The following is a 15,288-nucleotide window of genomic DNA, read 5'->3' as shown; positions in this document are numbered from 1 at the left end:
GTATCCTCGCCGGTCGTGAGCATGCCCCCGACCTCCAACCCTGGACCCGCAGTGGACGACAGCCCTTACGTCACGATCGTTCTGCCGTGCTACAACGAGCAGGATCACGTCATCGAGGAGATCGAGCGCATCACCGCCGCGATGAACGAAAGCGGCTATAGCTATGAGCTGCTGGCCATCGACGACCACTCCAGCGACGGGACGCTGGCCAGATTGCGGGAGGCCGAGCCGAGATTTCCCCGCATGAAGGTCGTGGCGTTCCACCGCAACGGCGGGTCGGGCACGGTGCGGAGGATCGGGTCGCAGGAGGCGCGCGGCGAGATCGTCGTCTGGACCGACGCCGACATGACCTACCCGAACGAGCGCATCCCTGAGCTGGTGCAGATCCTGGAGAAGGATCCGAGCATCGATCAGGTTGTGGGGGCGCGCACCAGCGAGCAGGGGTCGCACAAGTTCCTCAGGGTCCCGGCGAAGTGGTTCATCAGGAAGGTCGCGGAGCGCCTGGCCGGTCAGGAGATTCCCGACCTCAACTCCGGGCTGCGGGCGTTTCGCAAGTCGGTGGCGCGGCCCTATCTGCGGCTGCTGCCTCCGGGGTTCTCCTGCGTCACGACGATCACGCTGGCGTTCCTGTCCAACCAGCACGACGTCTACTACCTGCCGATCGACTACAGCAAGCGCGCCGGCACGTCGAAGTTCAGCTTCGTGTCGGACGCCTACCGCTACATCCTGCAGGTGCTCCGCATGGTCATGTACTTCAACCCGCTCAAGGTGCTGATGCCTCCGGCGTTGACGCTGATCGTCGTGGCCGTCGTGAAGGGCCTGGTCTGGGATATGATCCGGAATCCGTTCTACCTGGCGCAGAACACCGTCGTGATGTTCACCACCGGCATGATCATCGGGTCGCTCGCCCTCTTGGCGGACCTCATCGTGCGATCCAGGGGCAATTGATGCGCATCGCGATCGTCGGCCCGACATATCCCTACAAAGGCGGCGGGGCCCAGCACACGACCGAGCTCGCCCACCGGCTCGCCGCCCGCGGGCACGAGGTGGTCATCGAGTCCTGGAAGGCGCAATACCCCTCCTTCCTCTATCCCGGACAGCAGACGATCAGCGCGCCGGAGGGCACGCCGTTCCCCCACACCAATCGGCGGCTCGACTGGCGCAGGCCCGACGGCTGGGTGCGCCGGGGCCGCGCGGCACGGTCGGCCGACCTCGTCGTGCTCACCGTGCTCAGCCCGGTGCAGGTCCCGCCCTACCTCGGCATCCTGTACGGCATAGCCCAAAAGGCCCCGGTCCTCGCCCTCTGCCACAACGTGCTGCCGCATGAGCGCAAGCCGTACGACGTGCCGCTGGTGAAGGCGCTGCTGCGCCGCGTCGACCGGGTCCTCGCGCACTCCGACGCGCAGGGCGCGCTGGCCCGCGAGCTGACGCCCGCGCCCGTGGCCGTGGCGGGGCTGCCGCCGCACCTGCCGGTGACGGCCGCGGGGCGGCCGGGGAGTGAGGCGGTGCGCCGCAGGCTGCTGTTCTTCGGCATGGTGAGGCCGTACAAGGGGCTTGACCTGCTGCTGCGCGCGCTCGCTGCGACGCCCGGCGTGCGGCTCACGGTCGCCGGGGAGTTCTGGGGCGGGCTGGACGACACGACGGCGCTCGTGCGCGAACTCGGCCTCGGCGACCGGGTGGAGCTGCGGCCGGGCTACGTGGCGGCCGAGGATGTGCCCGCCTTGTTCGCGGAGGCGGACGCGCTGGTGCTGCCGTACCGCTCGGCGACGGCCAGCCAGAACGTCTGGCTGGGGCACGAGCACGGCGTCCCCGTGATCGCGACCACCGTGGGCGGCCTCGCCGACCACGTCACCGACGGGGTAGACGGCCTGCTGGTGGAGCCGGGCTCGCCGGAGGCGCTGGCCGGGGCGCTGGCGCGCTTCTACGCGCCGGGCGAGCCGGAACGGCTCCGCGCCGGAGTGAAGGCCGTGGACCCCGACCCGCACTGGGCGACATATCTCGACACCCTGCTTGGCACCCGATAGGCCACCACCCGACCGGTGCCCGCCGGACCGGTAGCCGCTAGATCGGCCTGCCGCGGGGCTTCTCAGGTGGTCACGCCCGCCTCGGGCATCGGCTCGCCCTCGCGCAGGGGGGTGGCGTGGGCGCGGCGGCCGAGCATGAACCCGACACCGGCCCAGATCAGGTCGCAGAGGGTGACGACCAGCCGCGTCACCACGGCGGCCACGAGCGCGCCGGCGGCGCCGATGATCGGGGTCAGGGCGAGGACCATAGCCCCTTCCCTGACGCCGATGCCCGCCGGGGCCACCACGAACAGCAGCCCGGTGGCCCAGGCGATCGCATAAGCGCCCGCCGATACCAGCAGCAGCGTCCACGGATCGGTGCCCGGCGACAGATCCGAGGTGATCAGCCACACCTGCACGCCGTAGATCATCCAGGCCGCTATCGAGCAGGCCGCCGCGACGAGTACGGCGGAGCCCGGCAGGACCCGCTCCAGCGGCTCCCTGCGGGCGATCCGCATGGCCAGGTTGAGCCCCCAAGTGAGCACGCGCGGATGCATGCAGACCACGATGACGGGGATCAGCGCCACGAGATACCACGCCTGGCGGATGACCTCCTGCGCGGTCAGCGGCAGCGTCGCGGCCGCCAGGGTGAGCGCGCAGCCGAGCGAGATCACCAGGGACAGGGAGGTGCCGGCGAAGGTGCGCCTCGGCGGGCAGCCGTGGTCGCGGCCGAGCTCCATCATGGCGGCATACGCCCACACCGTGCCAGGGACGTATTTGCCCAGCTGACCGACGAACATCACCCTCGCGGCCAGGCCGTAGGCCAGCGGCGAGCCGAGCCCCGCCACGACGACGCGCCACGCCACGAGCATCAGGCCCTGCCCGAGCAGCACCGCGGCGAACGCCCCGGCGATCGACCACCACGACAGGCGGGCGAGGGCCTCGGTCGTCTGATCCCAGTCTCTGGCCAGGCCGTATCCGAGGAAGGCCAGGGCGGTCAGCGCGAGGAGGACGCGGAGCGTACGGCTGGCGCGCAGACGGCTGAGCATCCGACAAGACTACGCGCCGGCCCTACCGGGCTGTGGCGGACACGCGCCGCCGGTACTGTTGGGCGGCGTGGGAGTCGCAAAGGAACGCGTCGCGCAGCTCGAATACTCCGAGTTCCAGGGGGCGATGCTCGACGAGGCCAAACGCCGCCGCAAGGCCGCCAAGATCATTGCGGTGCTGGGTCACTTCCTGGGCAGCGGCTCCACGGGTCCCGGAGGCAGGCCCCTTGAGGGGCTGACGGTCGCCGACATCGGATGCTCGGCCGGGTTCATCGCCGACGAGCTCGCCGAGGCGGGCGCCGAGCACACGTTCGGCGTCGACATCGACGTGCCGGGGCTGCGCAGAGCGGCGGGCCGGTTCGGCCACCGGGTCGAGTTCGTGTGCGCCGACGGCACCGCGCTGCCGTTTCCCGACGGGTCGGTGGACGTGCTGGTGTTCAACCACATCTACGAGCACGTCGTCGACCCCGACGCGGTCGTCGCGGAGATGCGCCGGGTCCTCTCCGACACCGGCGTCCTCTATCTCGGGCTCGGCAACCGGCTCGGGGTGATGGAGCCGCACTACAAGCTGCCGTTCCTGTCCTATCTGCCGCCGGCGCTCGCCGACCGCTATGTGCGGGCCTTCGGCCGGGCGGACCACTATTACGAGCGTTTCCGCACCCGGCGCGGCCTGCGCAGGATGATGCGCGCCTTCCACGTGTGGGACTACACCTTCCCGGTGCTCGCCACGCCCGGCCGCTTCGCGGGCGCGGAGCTGTTCCCCGGGGTGGTCGGCAGGCTGGCCGGTGCCGTCCTGGCCTGGGTGCCGAGGGACGTGCTGCGCCTTCTCCTGCCGGTGGTGCCCACTTATCTCTGGGTCGCCACGAAAACGCCGATGATGCCGCGTGGTGCGCGGTTGCCCCAGCCGCCCGAGCGGGTCCGCCCGCTGTGAGCGAGAAGCGCCCGGCGGCCCCCGAGGGCACGGCCTCCCCTCCGGCGGAGTCCGGAGGCGGCGGGCGCGGGGGAGTGGCCAAGGCGGTCCGGGTGGCCTTCCTGGTGGTCGCGCTCGGGCTCGGCGCGTGGGCCGTCGCCGGCCAGTGGGACGCGGTGGCGGCGGCGTTCGCCCGCCTGACGTGGTGGTCGCCGCTGCTGTCGCTGGTCGCGGTCGTGGGGGCGCTCGCCTGCGGCATGATGGTGTGGCGCGCGCTGCTGGCCGACCTGGGGTCGCCGCTCCCGCTGCGCTCAGCGGCCAAGATCTTCTTTATCGGCCAGCTCGGAAAATACATCCCGGGTTCGGTGTGGCCGATGCTCGCCCAGATGGAGATGGGCCGCGATCACGGCGTGCCGAGGTCGCGCAGCGCCGCGGCCTTCTTCCTCGCCTTCCCCGTGCAGCTCGGCACCGGCCTGGTGATCGCCGCCGTCACCCTCCTCGCCTCCGTGCCGCGCGCGCTCGGGCCTTACGCGTGGGCGCTGCTGCTGATTCCCGTCTTCGCGGTCGCCCTCGAACCCCGCGTCGTCAACGCGATCATCTCCTTCGGCCTGCGCAGGCTCCGGCGCGACCCCCTTCCGCGCCCTCTCACGCGCCGCGGCATGCTCACCGCGCTGTTGTGGGCCGCTCTCGGCTGGGTGATGTACGGCATGCACCTCGCGGCCGTCCTCGCCGACTTCGCCGAGGGGGTGGAGCCCGTCCGGCTCGCCGTCTTCGCCGTCGGCGCCTTCGCCCTCTCCTGGTGCCTCGGCATCATGACCTTCGTGGTGCCGGCGGGGGCCGGCGTGCGGGAGGTCGCGATGGTCGCCGTCCTCGTGCCGCTGCTGGGCCAGGGCGCCGCGTCGGCCTCGGCGCAGGGCACCGCCATCGCCGTCGCCCTGGTCTCCCGCGTGGTCATCGTGGCGGGTGACCTGGTGTGCGCGGCGGCGGGCGGGTTCGCCGCCCGTCGAACGGCCGTCGGCCGGGCGGGCCCTTCGCACGGACGTCTCAAAGCCTGAGCAAAGCGCGAGCATGAAATGCAGGAATGCTTCCGTATATGGATTGGAAGTCCTCTTTGTGGGAGAGAGGAGCGCATGTCAAGCTCAGGAAAATGCCCTGTGATTTAGCCCACGATTCGCAGAGTGCGGCAATAGAGTAAACGGGGGGACGGCGGTCGAATCCGCCGTACGGATCTTGAGGGGAGAGATCCATTGTGATGCCTCGCGTGCTCGTCGATGCCGCTGCCGTACCTGCGGATCGTGGCGCTTTGACGAGATATGTGGACGGATTGATCAGCGCGCTGGACCGGGCGGGGGTCGACTTGGCGGTCGCGTGCCAGCGCGCCGACACCGAGAGATACGGCCATCTCGCGCCGTCGGCCCGGGTGGTGGCGGGCCCGGTGTCCATCGCCCACAGGGCCAGCAGGCTCGCCTGGGAGCAGAACGCGCTGCCGATCCTCGCCAAGCGGGTCGGCGCCAAGGTCATCCACGCGCCTTACTACTCCATGCCGATCGCGGCGGGCGTGCCCACCGTGGCCACCGTGCACGATGTGTCGTGGTTCACCGAGCCCGCGCACCACAGCCAGGACAAGGCGTCCTTCTTCCGCTCCGCCACGCGCACCGCGATCCGGCACGCCGCCCGGGTCATCGTGCCGTCCAAGGCGACCCGGGACGAGCTGGTCAGGGTGCTCTCCGCCGACTCCACCCGGCTGGACGTCGCCTATCACGGCGTGGACACCGAGCGATTCCGCCGACCGCGCGCCGACGAGATCCGCAGGGTCTCCGCGCGCCTCGGACTGCGGGCTCAGCCGTACGTCGCGTTCCTCGGCGCGCTCGAACCCCGCAAGAACGTGCCCAACCTCATCCGCGGATTTGTGCGTGCGGTGGAGAACCTCCCGAACCCGCCCGCTCTTGTGCTCGCCGGCGGAGTGCACGACGACGAGGTCGACGCCGCCGTCGGCGAAGTGCCCGCCAGCATCCGAGTGGTGCGCCCGGGATATCTCGCCTTCGCCGACCTGCCCGGCTTCCTCGGCGGGGCGCTCGTCGCCGCCTTCCCATCCCGGGGCGAGGGGTTCGGCATGGCGGTGCTGGAGGCCATGGCGTGCGGGGCGCCCGTACTCACCACCCACCGTACGGCCCTGCCCGAGGTCGGCGGGGACGCCGTCGCCTACACCGAGCCCGACGTCGACGGCATCGCCCGCGGGCTTGAAACCCTGCTGACCTCCCCCGATCAGCGTGAACAGCTGGCCTCCGCCGCTCGGGCCCGCGCCGGGGAGTTCACGTGGGAGGCGTCGGCGGAGGCGCACATGGTGTCGTACCAACGGGCGATCGAATAGTGCGTTAGCCTCTCGGGGGTGACGCAGAGCGATGTGCGCGCCCCCGCGCCCCACCCGTCAGGCGAGCTCCAGGCGATCCTGCTCGTGGGAGGGCAGGGCACCAGGCTTCGCCCCCTGACCATCAACACGCCGAAGCCGCTCCTCCCCACCGCCGGGGTGCCGTTCCTCGCCCACCAGCTCGCCCGCGCCCGCTCCTACGGAGTCACCCGGGTCGTGTTCGCCACCTCCTACCGCGCGGCCATGTTCGAAGAGGTCTTCAGCGACGGGTCGGCGTTCGGCCTCACCCTTGTCTATGTGACCGAGGACAGCCCCCTCGGCACCGGCGGCGCCATCCGCAACGCCGCCGCCGGGCTCACCTGCGGCCCGGACGACCCCGTGCTCGTGCTCAACGGCGACGTCCTGTCCGGCCACGACCTCGCCGACCAGGTGCGCCTCCACGTCGAACGCCGCGCCGCCGTCACCCTCCACCTCACCGAGGTCGACGACCCCACCGCCTTCGGCTGTGTGCCCACCGACGACGCCGGCCGCGTCACCGCCTTCCTGGAGAAGACCCCCGACCCGGTCACCAATCGGATCAACGCCGGCTGCTACGTCTTCACCCGCTCCGTGATCGACACCATCCCCGCCGGCGAGGTCGTGTCCGTCGAGCGGCAGACCTTCCCCGGCCTCATCGACGCCGGAGCCCTCGTCCTCGGCTACGCCGACCACTCCTACTGGCTCGACGTCGGCACGCCCGCCGCCTTCGTCCAAGGCTCACGCGACCTCGTGCTCGGCCGCCTCGCCTCGCCCGCCCTGCCCGGCCCGCCCGGCGACCACCTCGCCCTGCCCGGAAGCGACGTCTCCCCGCAGGCCAAGGTCGAAGGCGGCACCGTCGTCGGCGCCCGCGCCGCCGTCGCCGCCGGCGCCCATGTCAGCGGCAGCGTGCTCGGCGACGACAGCAGCGTCGCCGCCGGCGCCGTCGTCGCCGACTCCGTCGTCGGCACCGGCGCCCGCATCGCCGAAGGCGCCATCGTCCGAGGCGCCGTCATCGGCGACCACGCCGTCGTCGGCCCCCGCAACGAACTCGCCCCCGGCACCCGCCTCTGGCCCGGCATCACCCTCCCCGACTGCGCCATCCGCACCTCCAGCGAGCTCTGACGCCTTCCACCCCACACGTACGACAGGGAGCCTCCGCGCCCTCTAGACCGTTCGATAAACCGACTCCACGGTCTCGAAAAAGCTCCAGGTGCTGGTCTCCTTCGGAGTCACCTTGGCCCTGGTCTTACGGGCATGGGTCCAGAATCGGTAGATGATCTCGCTTTCGAAGAGGTGGCGGAAAACAGCCTCGACGTCATCGCGGCCGAAAACGCCTTGCTCGTAGAGCATTTCCTGGTGGGCGACGATGAGATTGGCATAGAGGTACTGCTGTTCTTCCTCAATGGTGGCATCCGGCCAACGCGGCCACACGGGTGTGAGATGGGGGTGCTCGATGCTCAGCTTGAGAATTTCGACGTGTAGTGCTCGGATACCTGCATCGGCGGCTTTCTTGAGTTCTTGTCTGGTGTGCTGTAGCTCTTCGCGTTGGTAGGCGAGCTCTTCTCGCTGCCCGGCGAGGTCCTTGCGTTGAATGGCCAATGTCACGATCATTCCGAAGAGCGTAAGGGCCGAGAACAGAGCGCTGACCGCACCGAAGGATTCACCTATGGATCCTCGCTGCTCCAGGGTCCTCGGAGCCGCGTCGAACAGCGTGCCGAGTGCGATGGGGGATATCAGCCAGACAAGAACAAGTAGAGTTGCCGCCGAGATCCAGAGCATAGCCCGTGGTAGCAGGGAGGTCTGCTTCTTCATGGGATGCCCCTGTAGTCGGGTCATTTCTCATCGGTGCCCTGTCTTGAGGGCGAGGATGATCACACTGCCAAGCCGGTTTGGCAGTGTGATCACATTCTCTGGCTGTCGTGGTGCCTGGGTGGACTCGGAAGTCTCACAGCAGTCTCACAGCGGAGTGAGTCGCTCTCTGAAAGCCTCATACGTAGTGCCGCGCTTGCGGAGTGAGTCGTGGAGATCAGCCATCCAGGCCAGGTAGTCGCGATCACGCACTAGCGCACCCCCGAGCAGAAGTCCCTCGGAGGAGAACTTCTCTACCAGGGCTCGGCTCTCATCGAAGAGGATGAAGTCCTGGAGACTTTCCTGAGATTCGATGTCTTCGATATCGGATCTATCAACGAGAAAGATCTGCTCTCCGAGTTCGGAGCTGATCCGGTAGTGGTCAAGCTCGAATCGGATATATGGCGTCAGCGGGTATTCGAGGACATGTACGCGGATGAATGACACGCCTCTGTCCTCGAGTGGCCGCAGGACGCCTGCCTGCTCTGCCCGATTGGCCTCCGCCAGCGCTTGGGCGCGCTTCTCATATCCGGCTATCCAGGCCTCCCAGCTTGGATTGCCGGGCTCCAGGTAATTCTGCCGACTTTCCAGCTTTCTGATCGCATGGCGGGTGGACGACTGGGCTATCTGAAATTCCAGCCGCCACTCCGAGCGTGTCAGGGTGCGTTCGATGACATCCTCGGGGAGGGGAAATTGGATCACGTGCTAGTACTCCGGAATCTGTGGTTTGGCTAATATCAGGGTCTCGCGTGGGATTATGATGATCCGCTCATCGCTATGGCAGTTGGCGTCGTGCGGCAGATTTCCGATCAGATCGTTGTGTCCGTCGAAGCCGATGATCGCGAAGTCGCCCGAATCCAGCTCCCATATGTCGGGGCACGAGCTCTGGCCGGTAGAACCCCCTCCTTGCGGGCGATCGTGCGGGTGCGGGCCGATGCGGCGCATGAATTTCATGATTCACTCCGGCGGATGGGGGTTCGGCAAGATTCTTGATACTCTTTATATATAGTTATCCCAGGACTTTCCAGTGAGTTATAGTCCCCTGGAAGGGTACAGTTGCCACACCTGTGAGATACGGCCTCCTCACACTGGTGTACTAAATGGTTCTGAAAGTATCGTATCCGGATCTTGTGGCAATACTTGATAGAGGACCGTCCTGGTTTGTGGGGATAGGGGCTGGAGGGTATGGCTGGCAAATATGCTTTTCTGGAGTTTGCTGGGCTGATCCAGCGTAGTGGGGTCAGGGTGGCGGATGTGAGATTATATAATTCTGTGGAAGGGTGCAAAGCTTACCGAAGAACGCATCTCATTGGCGTCGGATCGATTCGGGTAAATCTATTGTCGAGGCCGGTTGGCTTTCTAGGGCGACTGGTGTCGCTGACCGGTTGGTCTTTTGAAGGCTCGGCGTTCGACGGCGGGGCTGGTCGCAGATCCGGCCGCTCATGGGAAAGGAAAAACGACGCCCGCGGCCTTGAGCTGAGGCGGGGGCGCCGAAAGGGGAAGGCCGAGGGGCGGGGTCCCTCGGCCTTGTCGGGCGAACCGGGAGGTCAGCGCTTCAGGATGGTCACGTGGCGGATGGTGCCGAGCACGTTGATGGTGGAGCTGCTGCCGACGTCGGCCCACGGGCCTTCGATGACGCCGATGCCGATCCACGGGTTCGCGTGGACGAAGGCGACCACGACGCGGTGCTGGCCGGTGCCGGTGGCGCAGTAACTGGTGGCGCTGGAGGGGCCGTTCTGGGTCGTGGAGCACTGCTCAGGGATGGCGTGGGCCGTGCCCGCCATGCCCGCGAGGGCGCCGGCGGTGAGCAGGGTGGCGGCGGAGAACATTCCTGCCCACTTCTTGAGCTTCATGCAGCTATACCTCCATTGAGCATTCTTTGTGTTACAGGCCGCGTTCGAGCGCGACATTTGTGAAATGCCGGGCGAAGTTTCTGTTCGTGGGTTCGAAAATGGGGACGGACAGCCGTTAGGCGGAGAACCCCGCATAGTGGGAGCAGGTCAGCGCCGGAGCACCCACCAGCCGAGGGGGGTGCCCGGGACGGAGACGGTCGACGTTCTGCCGGGGGGTTCCCATGGCCCCTGGATGGACATGGGGCCGACCATTGGGTTGACGTGCCGGAAGTAGACGTAGATGGCGTGTTCGCCGGTTCCGGCCGTGCAGTTGCTGGAGACGGTGTGGCCGTTGATGGAGGGGGTGCAGCTCTCCGGTACGGCGTGGGCGGCCGAAGCCGTTCCCGCCAGGACGGCCGCGGTGAGCAGCACGGTGGCGGAGAACGTGCCCGTGAGCTTCCTGAGGGGCATGTCCGATTCCTTCTGTGGAAGTGGAACGGTCCTATCAGATGGCTCAAACCTCGAAATGCGACGCCTCGGGATGTCGTCGGGCGGCGGACAGCAGTCCTTCCCCCGGGCGATTCCCGATTTGCTTAGGAAAGTTTCCTAACCAAAAACATACCTGTCTGCGGGAATGAGTCAAGACCCGTCTCAGCGGTTGATCCGGGAACGCTGCGCCCCGGCCCGCGGAGCGCCCTGTCGGTCGGGGCATCCGGCGCCGCGGTGCAGGATGGAAAGGTGGTGGAACGGGTGTGGCGGCCGGGGACGGCTCTGGACATCGCGCTGACCATGTCGCCGCACCGGCATGGCGGCGGCGATCCGACGTGGCGGCGCGAGGCGGATGGTGCGGTGTGGCGCACGTCGCGCACGCCGGCGGGTCCGGGCACGATGCGGGTATCGGTCAGTGCGGCGGAGGGCGCCGTGGAGGGCCGGGCCTGGGGCCCCGGGGCCGAATGGATGTTGGACACGCTCCCCGCGCTGCTCGGGGTCGACGACGACAGATCCGGCTTCACGCCGCGGCACGGCGTGCTGATCGAGGCCGATCGACGCCACGCCGGGCTCAGGATCGGGCGCTCCCAGCGTGCCTTCGAGGCCCTCGTGCCCGCCGTGCTCGAACAGAAGGTCGTCGGCCGCGAAGCCTGGCGGGCATGGCGTTGGCTGCTGGCGAAGTACGGCGAACGCGCACCCGGCCCCGGCGACGAACAGCTCCGGGTCTTCCCTCCGCCCGAGGTGTGGAGGTCCATCCCCAGTTGGGACTGGCACCGGGCTGGCGTCGAGGGGGTGCGGGCCAAGGCGATCGTCAACGCGGCCCTGCACGCGGACAAGCTCGAAGCCGCCCCGGATTCGGCGGAGACCGACCGGCTGCTCCGGCTTCTGCCCGGAATCGGGGTCTGGACGTCGGCGGAGACCCGCCAGCGCGCCCTCGGCGACCCGGACGCGGTGTCCGTCGGCGACTACCACCTGCCCTCGGTGGTCGGCTGGGCGCTGACGGGGGAGAAGACCGACGACGCGGGGATGCTCCGGTTGCTCATGCCGTACGCGGGCCACCGCTACCGGGTGACGAGGCTGCTGGCGCTGAGCGGCAACCGGCCGCCCGCCCGCGGGCCGCGCATGGCCGTCCGCGACTATCGGTCGTTCTAGCTGCGGTTTTCCAGCACCGGGACGGATCTTCCTGGAATACTTTCCGTGTTCATGTGAATGCGAGGAGGTGTGCCGTGGTTGTGATGACCTCGAAGAAGCGCAGATCGAGGTCCCGTCGTCCCGGCCCCCCGACCGGTGAGACCCGCCCGGTTTCCACGCGTTCCACGCGCTCGCACAGGCGTGGTCACGCCAAGCTCGAAGTCCGTGCCGACGGGGAGTTCACCGAGCCTCCGAGCACCCCGCGTGAGCTGTTCGACGCCCTACCCCCACTGCCCGGTCTGAGGACCGAGATCATCGACGGGAGTCTCATCGTGAGCGCTGTGGACACCCCCGAGCACGGCCGCATGGCCATGCGCCTCTATCGCCTCCTTCTTGAAGAGATCGAGAAGAACGACTGGGATGGCTTCACCGGCAACGTCGATGTCTGTATCGAAGGTCCTCGGGATCCGGTCGAGCCGGACTTCGTCCTGGCTCCCGCCGACTGTCCCCGCTGGGGTGAGCGCGAGCTGCTGTCCTCGGGGCTGATCATGGCGGCTGAGGTCGTCTCTCCGGGCAGCGTCGAGCAGGACCGGGTGGCCAAGCCCCGCATCTACGCGGGGGGCGGGGTGCCGATGATGCTGCTGATCGATCTGGTGGCCTCGCCTCCGGCCGTGACGGTGTTCAGCGATCCTCGCGAGGGCGTCTACCAGGCGGTCGGCAAGGTGCCCATGGGGACCTCGCTCTACCTTCCCCATCCGATCGACCTGGACGTGGACACGGCGGTCTTCCTGCCGCAGCCTGTATAGGCGTCGTTACCTCTGATTCGGGGGTGGAACCTGATGAATATGGCCCAAAACCGGCCACGTAATGTCGCCGTATGAACGACCATCAGCCCTCAGTCAGCGACAGCGCTGTGCGGCGGGCCCTGGCCAGGGCCCGTGACGGCAAGGCGCTCGACGTCAGCGAAGCGACTGTTCTTCTCCATGCCCGGGGCGATCATCTGCAGGCCCTGCTCGGGCATGCGGCCAGGGTGAGGGACGCGGGTCTTGAGGCCGTAGGCCGTACCGGGATCATCACCTACAGTCGGAAAGTCTTCATCCCCCTGACTCGGCTGTGCAGGGACCGGTGTCATTACTGCACGTTCGCCACCGCGCCGCACAAGCTGCCGAGCGAGTTCTTGAGCCCGGACGAGGTGCTCGACATCGCCAGGCGGGGAGCGGCGATGGGGTGCAAGGAGGCGCTGTTCACGCTGGGCGACCGGCCTGAGGACCGGTGGCGGCAGGCCCGGGAGTGGTTGGACGCGCACGGATACGATGACACGCTGTCGTATGTCCGTGCCATGGCGATCCGGGTGCTTGAGGAGACCGGGTTGCTGCCGCACCTCAACCCCGGTGTGATGACCTGGCGGGATTTCCAGAGGCTCAAGCCGGTGTCGCCGTCGATGGGCATGATGCTGGAGACCACCTCGACCCGGCTGTTCACGGAGAAGGGCCAGGCGCATTATGGTTCGCCGGATAAGGACCCTGCCGTACGGCTGCGCGCGCTTGAGGATGCCGGGCGGTCGAATGTGCCGTTCACAACGGGCATCCTGATCGGCATCGGGGAGACCATCCAGGACCGCGCCGAGTCGATTTTCGCCATCCGCAAGGTGGCCAGGGAATACGGCGGCATTCAGGAGGTCATCGTCCAGAACTTCCGCGCCAAGCCGGACACGGCGATGCGGGGCATGCCCGACGCGGACCTGTCGGAGCTGGCCGCGACCATCGCGGTGGCCCGTCTGGTGCTCGGCCCGAAGATGCGAGTGCAGGCTCCGCCCAACCTCATCGGCGACGAGTTCGCCCTGATGCTGCGGGCCGGCATCGACGACTGGGGCGGCGTGTCGCCGTTGACGCCCGATCACGTGAACCCCGAGAGTCCCTGGCCGCACATCGACGCGCTGACCGAGCGTACGGCGGAAGCCGGCTTCACGCTGCGCGAACGCCTGACCATCTACCCCGAGTACGTGCTCGCGGGCGAGCCGTGGCTCGATCCGAGGGTGACGGCGCATGTGCGGGCACTGGCCGATCCGGCGACCGGCCTGGCCAAGGAGGACGCGGTGATCGTGGGCCGCCCGTGGCAGGAGCCGGACGGCGGATTCGCGGCGGCGGGCAGGGTCGACCTGCACGTCGAGGTGGACACCGACGGCCGCACGAACGACAGGCGCGATGACTTCGACCACGTCTACGGTGATTGGGACGCGCTGCGGGAACGCCTGGGAGGGAACGGTCCCGCGCTTTTGACCGGAGACGTCGGGGAGGCGCTGCGCCAGGCGGAGCGCGATCCGGCAGCCCTGTCCGAGGAGCAGGCACTGACGCTGCTGTCGGCGGCGGGCGACGAGCAGGGTAGGGGAGCCGACGACGCCGCGCTGGCGGAGCTGTCCCGTATCGCGGACGGGCTGCGTCGGGAGGCGGTCGGCGACGACGTGACCTACGTCGTCAACCGCAACATCAACTTCACCAACGTCTGCTACACCGGCTGCCGGTTCTGCGCGTTCGCGCAGCGGCGCACGGACGCCGACGCCTACACGCTCTCGCTGGACCAGGTGGCCGACCGCGCCGAGGAGGCGTGGGCGGCGGGCGCGACGGAGGTGTGCATGCAGGGCGGCATCCACCCGGACCTCCCGGGGACCGCCTACTTCGACATCGCCAAGGCCGTTAAGGCCAGATGTCCGGACATGCACGTACACGCGTTCTCCCCGATGGAGGTCGTGAACGGCGCCAGCCGTACCAACCTCTCGATCAAGGACTGGCTGGTCGGCGCCAAGGAAGCGGGGGTGGACTCGCTGCCGGGCACGGCGGCCGAGATCCTCGACGACGATGTGCGCTGGGTCCTCACCAAGGGCAAACTGCCCGCCAAGGAGTGGATCGAGGTCATCACCACCGCGCACGAGGTGGGCATTCCGACGACTTCGACCATGATGTACGGCCACGTGGACAACCATCTGCACTGGGTGCGGCACATCCGGTTGATCCGCGACCTTCAGCGGCGCAGCGGCGGGTTCTCGGAGTTCGTGCTGCTGCCGTTCGTGCACCACAGCGCGCCGATCTACCTCGCGGGCATCGCCCGTCCCGGCCCCACGGCCAGGGAGAACCTCGCGGTGCACGCGCTCGCGCGCGTCCTCCTGCACGGCGCGATCGACAACATCCAGTGCTCGTGGGTGAAACTCCAGGACGACCTGTGCCGCCAGGTGCTCGCGGCCGGGGTCAACGACCTCGGAGGCACGCTCATGGAGGAGACGATCAGCCGTATGGCCGGTTCCGAGAACGGGTCGTACAAAACCATCACTGAGATCGCCGCGATGGTCGCCCCGACCGGACGCCCCCTGCGGCAGCGCACCACCGAGTACGGCGAGCCCAGCGCCGAGCGCAGGGCCGCGGCGGCGGCGAGCGACGGCGTGTGCGGGAGCGTACGGCGCAACGCCGTACCGATCACGTTGACGACGCGCGCGCAGGCGTAACCTTCGCGCCAGGCGGTCATGCCAGGCGGTCATGGAGGCCGTCCGGGTTCCCGGCCTCGGGGAACCCGGACTCAAACGGCCGAGCGCCTCAGCGCACCTGCCTCAGCGCACCTGCCTCAGCGCACATGCCTCAGCGCACGCGGATCA

At 68.3% G+C, this 15,288-nt stretch carries 15 protein-coding genes; 9 read left to right on the top strand and 6 right to left on the bottom strand.

Annotated elements, in window-relative coordinates:
- Nucleotides 1-21 precede the first annotated feature (21 nt).
- Both BLQ73_RS08450 and BLQ73_RS08445 read left to right on the top strand, forming a co-directional pair.
- Nucleotides 22-948, top strand: a complete 927-nt coding sequence (locus BLQ73_RS08450; RefSeq protein WP_093169809.1) for a glycosyltransferase family 2 protein — start codon at nt 22-24, stop codon at nt 946-948.
- Nucleotides 948-2,024 (top strand): glycosyltransferase family 4 protein, encoded by a 1,077-nt coding sequence (locus BLQ73_RS08445; RefSeq protein ID WP_093169808.1) that lies wholly within the window; start codon nt 948-950, stop codon nt 2,022-2,024. Before BLQ73_RS08450 ends, BLQ73_RS08445 begins: the two co-directional genes overlap by 1 nt.
- 62 nt (nt 2,025-2,086) lie before the next feature.
- On the opposite strand, the gene BLQ73_RS08440 is transcribed toward BLQ73_RS08445, so the two are convergent.
- Entirely contained in the window at nt 2,087-3,052 is a 966-nt protein-coding gene (locus BLQ73_RS08440) for a lysylphosphatidylglycerol synthase domain-containing protein (protein WP_093169807.1), read from the bottom strand.
- A 67-nt stretch (nt 3,053-3,119) separates the two neighbouring features.
- On the opposite strand from BLQ73_RS08440, the gene BLQ73_RS08435 reads away from it, so the two are divergent.
- The 4 genes from BLQ73_RS08435 to manB all read left to right on the top strand — a co-directional run bounded on the left by BLQ73_RS08435 (nt 3,120) and on the right by manB (nt 7,467).
- On the top strand, nt 3,120-3,980 hold the full coding sequence (locus BLQ73_RS08435) for a class I SAM-dependent methyltransferase (protein WP_245690899.1): 861 nt from the start codon (nt 3,120-3,122) through the stop codon (nt 3,978-3,980).
- Entirely contained in the window at nt 3,977-5,014 is a 1,038-nt protein-coding gene (locus BLQ73_RS08430; RefSeq protein ID WP_245690898.1) for a lysylphosphatidylglycerol synthase transmembrane domain-containing protein, read from the top strand. The genes BLQ73_RS08435 and BLQ73_RS08430 overlap by 4 nt, the downstream gene beginning before the upstream one ends.
- A 248-nt stretch (nt 5,015-5,262) precedes the next feature.
- Nucleotides 5,263-6,330 carry a glycosyltransferase family 4 protein gene (locus BLQ73_RS08425; RefSeq protein ID WP_245690897.1) on the top strand — a complete coding sequence of 356 codons (1,068 nt, stop codon included), beginning with the start codon at nt 5,263-5,265 and terminating at the stop codon, nt 6,328-6,330.
- A gap of 18 nt (nt 6,331-6,348) precedes the next feature.
- Nucleotides 6,349-7,467: a mannose-1-phosphate guanylyltransferase gene (gene manB, locus BLQ73_RS08420; protein ID WP_245690896.1), complete on the top strand. Its 1,119-nt coding sequence runs from the start codon at nt 6,349-6,351 to the stop codon at nt 7,465-7,467.
- 42 nt (nt 7,468-7,509) lie between these two features.
- On the opposite strand, the gene BLQ73_RS08415 is transcribed toward manB, so the two are convergent.
- The 5 genes from BLQ73_RS08415 to BLQ73_RS08395 form a co-directional block, all read right to left on the bottom strand.
- On the bottom strand, nt 7,510-8,157 hold the full coding sequence (locus BLQ73_RS08415; RefSeq protein ID WP_093169805.1) for a DUF6082 family protein: 648 nt from the start codon (nt 8,155-8,157) through the stop codon (nt 7,510-7,512).
- A gap of 144 nt (nt 8,158-8,301) precedes the next feature.
- Nucleotides 8,302-8,895, bottom strand: coding sequence for a DUF6879 family protein (locus tag BLQ73_RS08410; RefSeq protein ID WP_093169804.1), 594 nt, complete (start codon nt 8,893-8,895; stop codon nt 8,302-8,304).
- 3 nt (nt 8,896-8,898) lie between these two features.
- Nucleotides 8,899-9,147, bottom strand: coding sequence for a hypothetical protein (locus BLQ73_RS08405; protein WP_093169803.1), 249 nt, complete (start codon nt 9,145-9,147; stop codon nt 8,899-8,901).
- A gap of 593 nt (nt 9,148-9,740) precedes the next feature.
- Complete coding sequence (locus tag BLQ73_RS08400; RefSeq protein WP_093169802.1) at nt 9,741-10,046, bottom strand: hypothetical protein; 306 nt, start codon at nt 10,044-10,046, stop codon at nt 9,741-9,743.
- A 147-nt stretch (nt 10,047-10,193) separates the two neighbouring features.
- Nucleotides 10,194-10,496: a hypothetical protein gene (locus BLQ73_RS08395; RefSeq protein ID WP_093169801.1), complete on the bottom strand. Its 303-nt coding sequence runs from the start codon at nt 10,494-10,496 to the stop codon at nt 10,194-10,196.
- A gap of 267 nt (nt 10,497-10,763) precedes the next feature.
- Between BLQ73_RS08395 and BLQ73_RS08390 the strand changes: the two genes are divergently transcribed.
- The 3 genes from BLQ73_RS08390 (at nt 10,764) to BLQ73_RS08380 (ending at nt 15,141) form a co-directional block, all read left to right on the top strand.
- Nucleotides 10,764-11,666 (top strand): DNA-3-methyladenine glycosylase family protein, encoded by a 903-nt coding sequence (locus BLQ73_RS08390; protein WP_245690895.1) that lies wholly within the window; start codon nt 10,764-10,766, stop codon nt 11,664-11,666.
- 83 nt (nt 11,667-11,749) lie between these two features.
- Nucleotides 11,750-12,451, top strand: a complete 702-nt coding sequence (locus BLQ73_RS08385; protein WP_093169912.1) for a Uma2 family endonuclease — start codon at nt 11,750-11,752, stop codon at nt 12,449-12,451.
- 71 nt (nt 12,452-12,522) lie between these two features.
- Nucleotides 12,523-15,141 (top strand): bifunctional FO biosynthesis protein CofGH, encoded by a 2,619-nt coding sequence (locus BLQ73_RS08380; RefSeq protein WP_093169799.1) that lies wholly within the window; start codon nt 12,523-12,525, stop codon nt 15,139-15,141.
- The last annotated feature ends 147 nt before the right edge of the window (nt 15,142-15,288 follow it).

It is taken from the genome of Sinosporangium album, from assembly GCF_900100605.1.
GTDB lineage: Bacteria > Actinomycetota > Actinomycetes > Streptosporangiales > Streptosporangiaceae > Sinosporangium > Sinosporangium album.
The sequence above is the reverse complement of the archived record's forward strand: the minus strand, read 5'-3'. Positions and strand labels throughout refer to the sequence as shown.

What these genes read in the sequence shown, in the direction of transcription:
- BLQ73_RS08450 (WP_093169809.1), top strand. Translation starts at nt 22, where the DNA reads ATGCCCCCGACCTCCAACCCTGGACCCGCAGTGGACGACAGCCCTTAC.
- BLQ73_RS08445 (WP_093169808.1), top strand. Translation starts at nt 948, where the DNA reads ATGCGCATCGCGATCGTCGGCCCGACATATCCCTACAAAGGCGGCGGG.
- BLQ73_RS08440 (WP_093169807.1), bottom strand. Translation starts at nt 3,052, where the DNA reads ATGCTCAGCCGTCTGCGCGCCAGCCGTACGCTCCGCGTCCTCCTCGCG.
- BLQ73_RS08415 (WP_093169805.1), bottom strand. Translation starts at nt 8,157, where the DNA reads ATGAAGAAGCAGACCTCCCTGCTACCACGGGCTATGCTCTGGATCTCG.
- BLQ73_RS08405 (WP_093169803.1), bottom strand. Translation starts at nt 9,147, where the DNA reads ATGAAATTCATGCGCCGCATCGGCCCGCACCCGCACGATCGCCCGCAA.
- BLQ73_RS08400 (WP_093169802.1), bottom strand. Translation starts at nt 10,046, where the DNA reads ATGAAGCTCAAGAAGTGGGCAGGAATGTTCTCCGCCGCCACCCTGCTC.
- BLQ73_RS08395 (WP_093169801.1), bottom strand. Translation starts at nt 10,496, where the DNA reads ATGCCCCTCAGGAAGCTCACGGGCACGTTCTCCGCCACCGTGCTGCTC.
- BLQ73_RS08385 (WP_093169912.1), top strand. Translation starts at nt 11,750, where the DNA reads ATGACCTCGAAGAAGCGCAGATCGAGGTCCCGTCGTCCCGGCCCCCCG.
- BLQ73_RS08380 (WP_093169799.1), top strand. Translation starts at nt 12,523, where the DNA reads ATGAACGACCATCAGCCCTCAGTCAGCGACAGCGCTGTGCGGCGGGCC.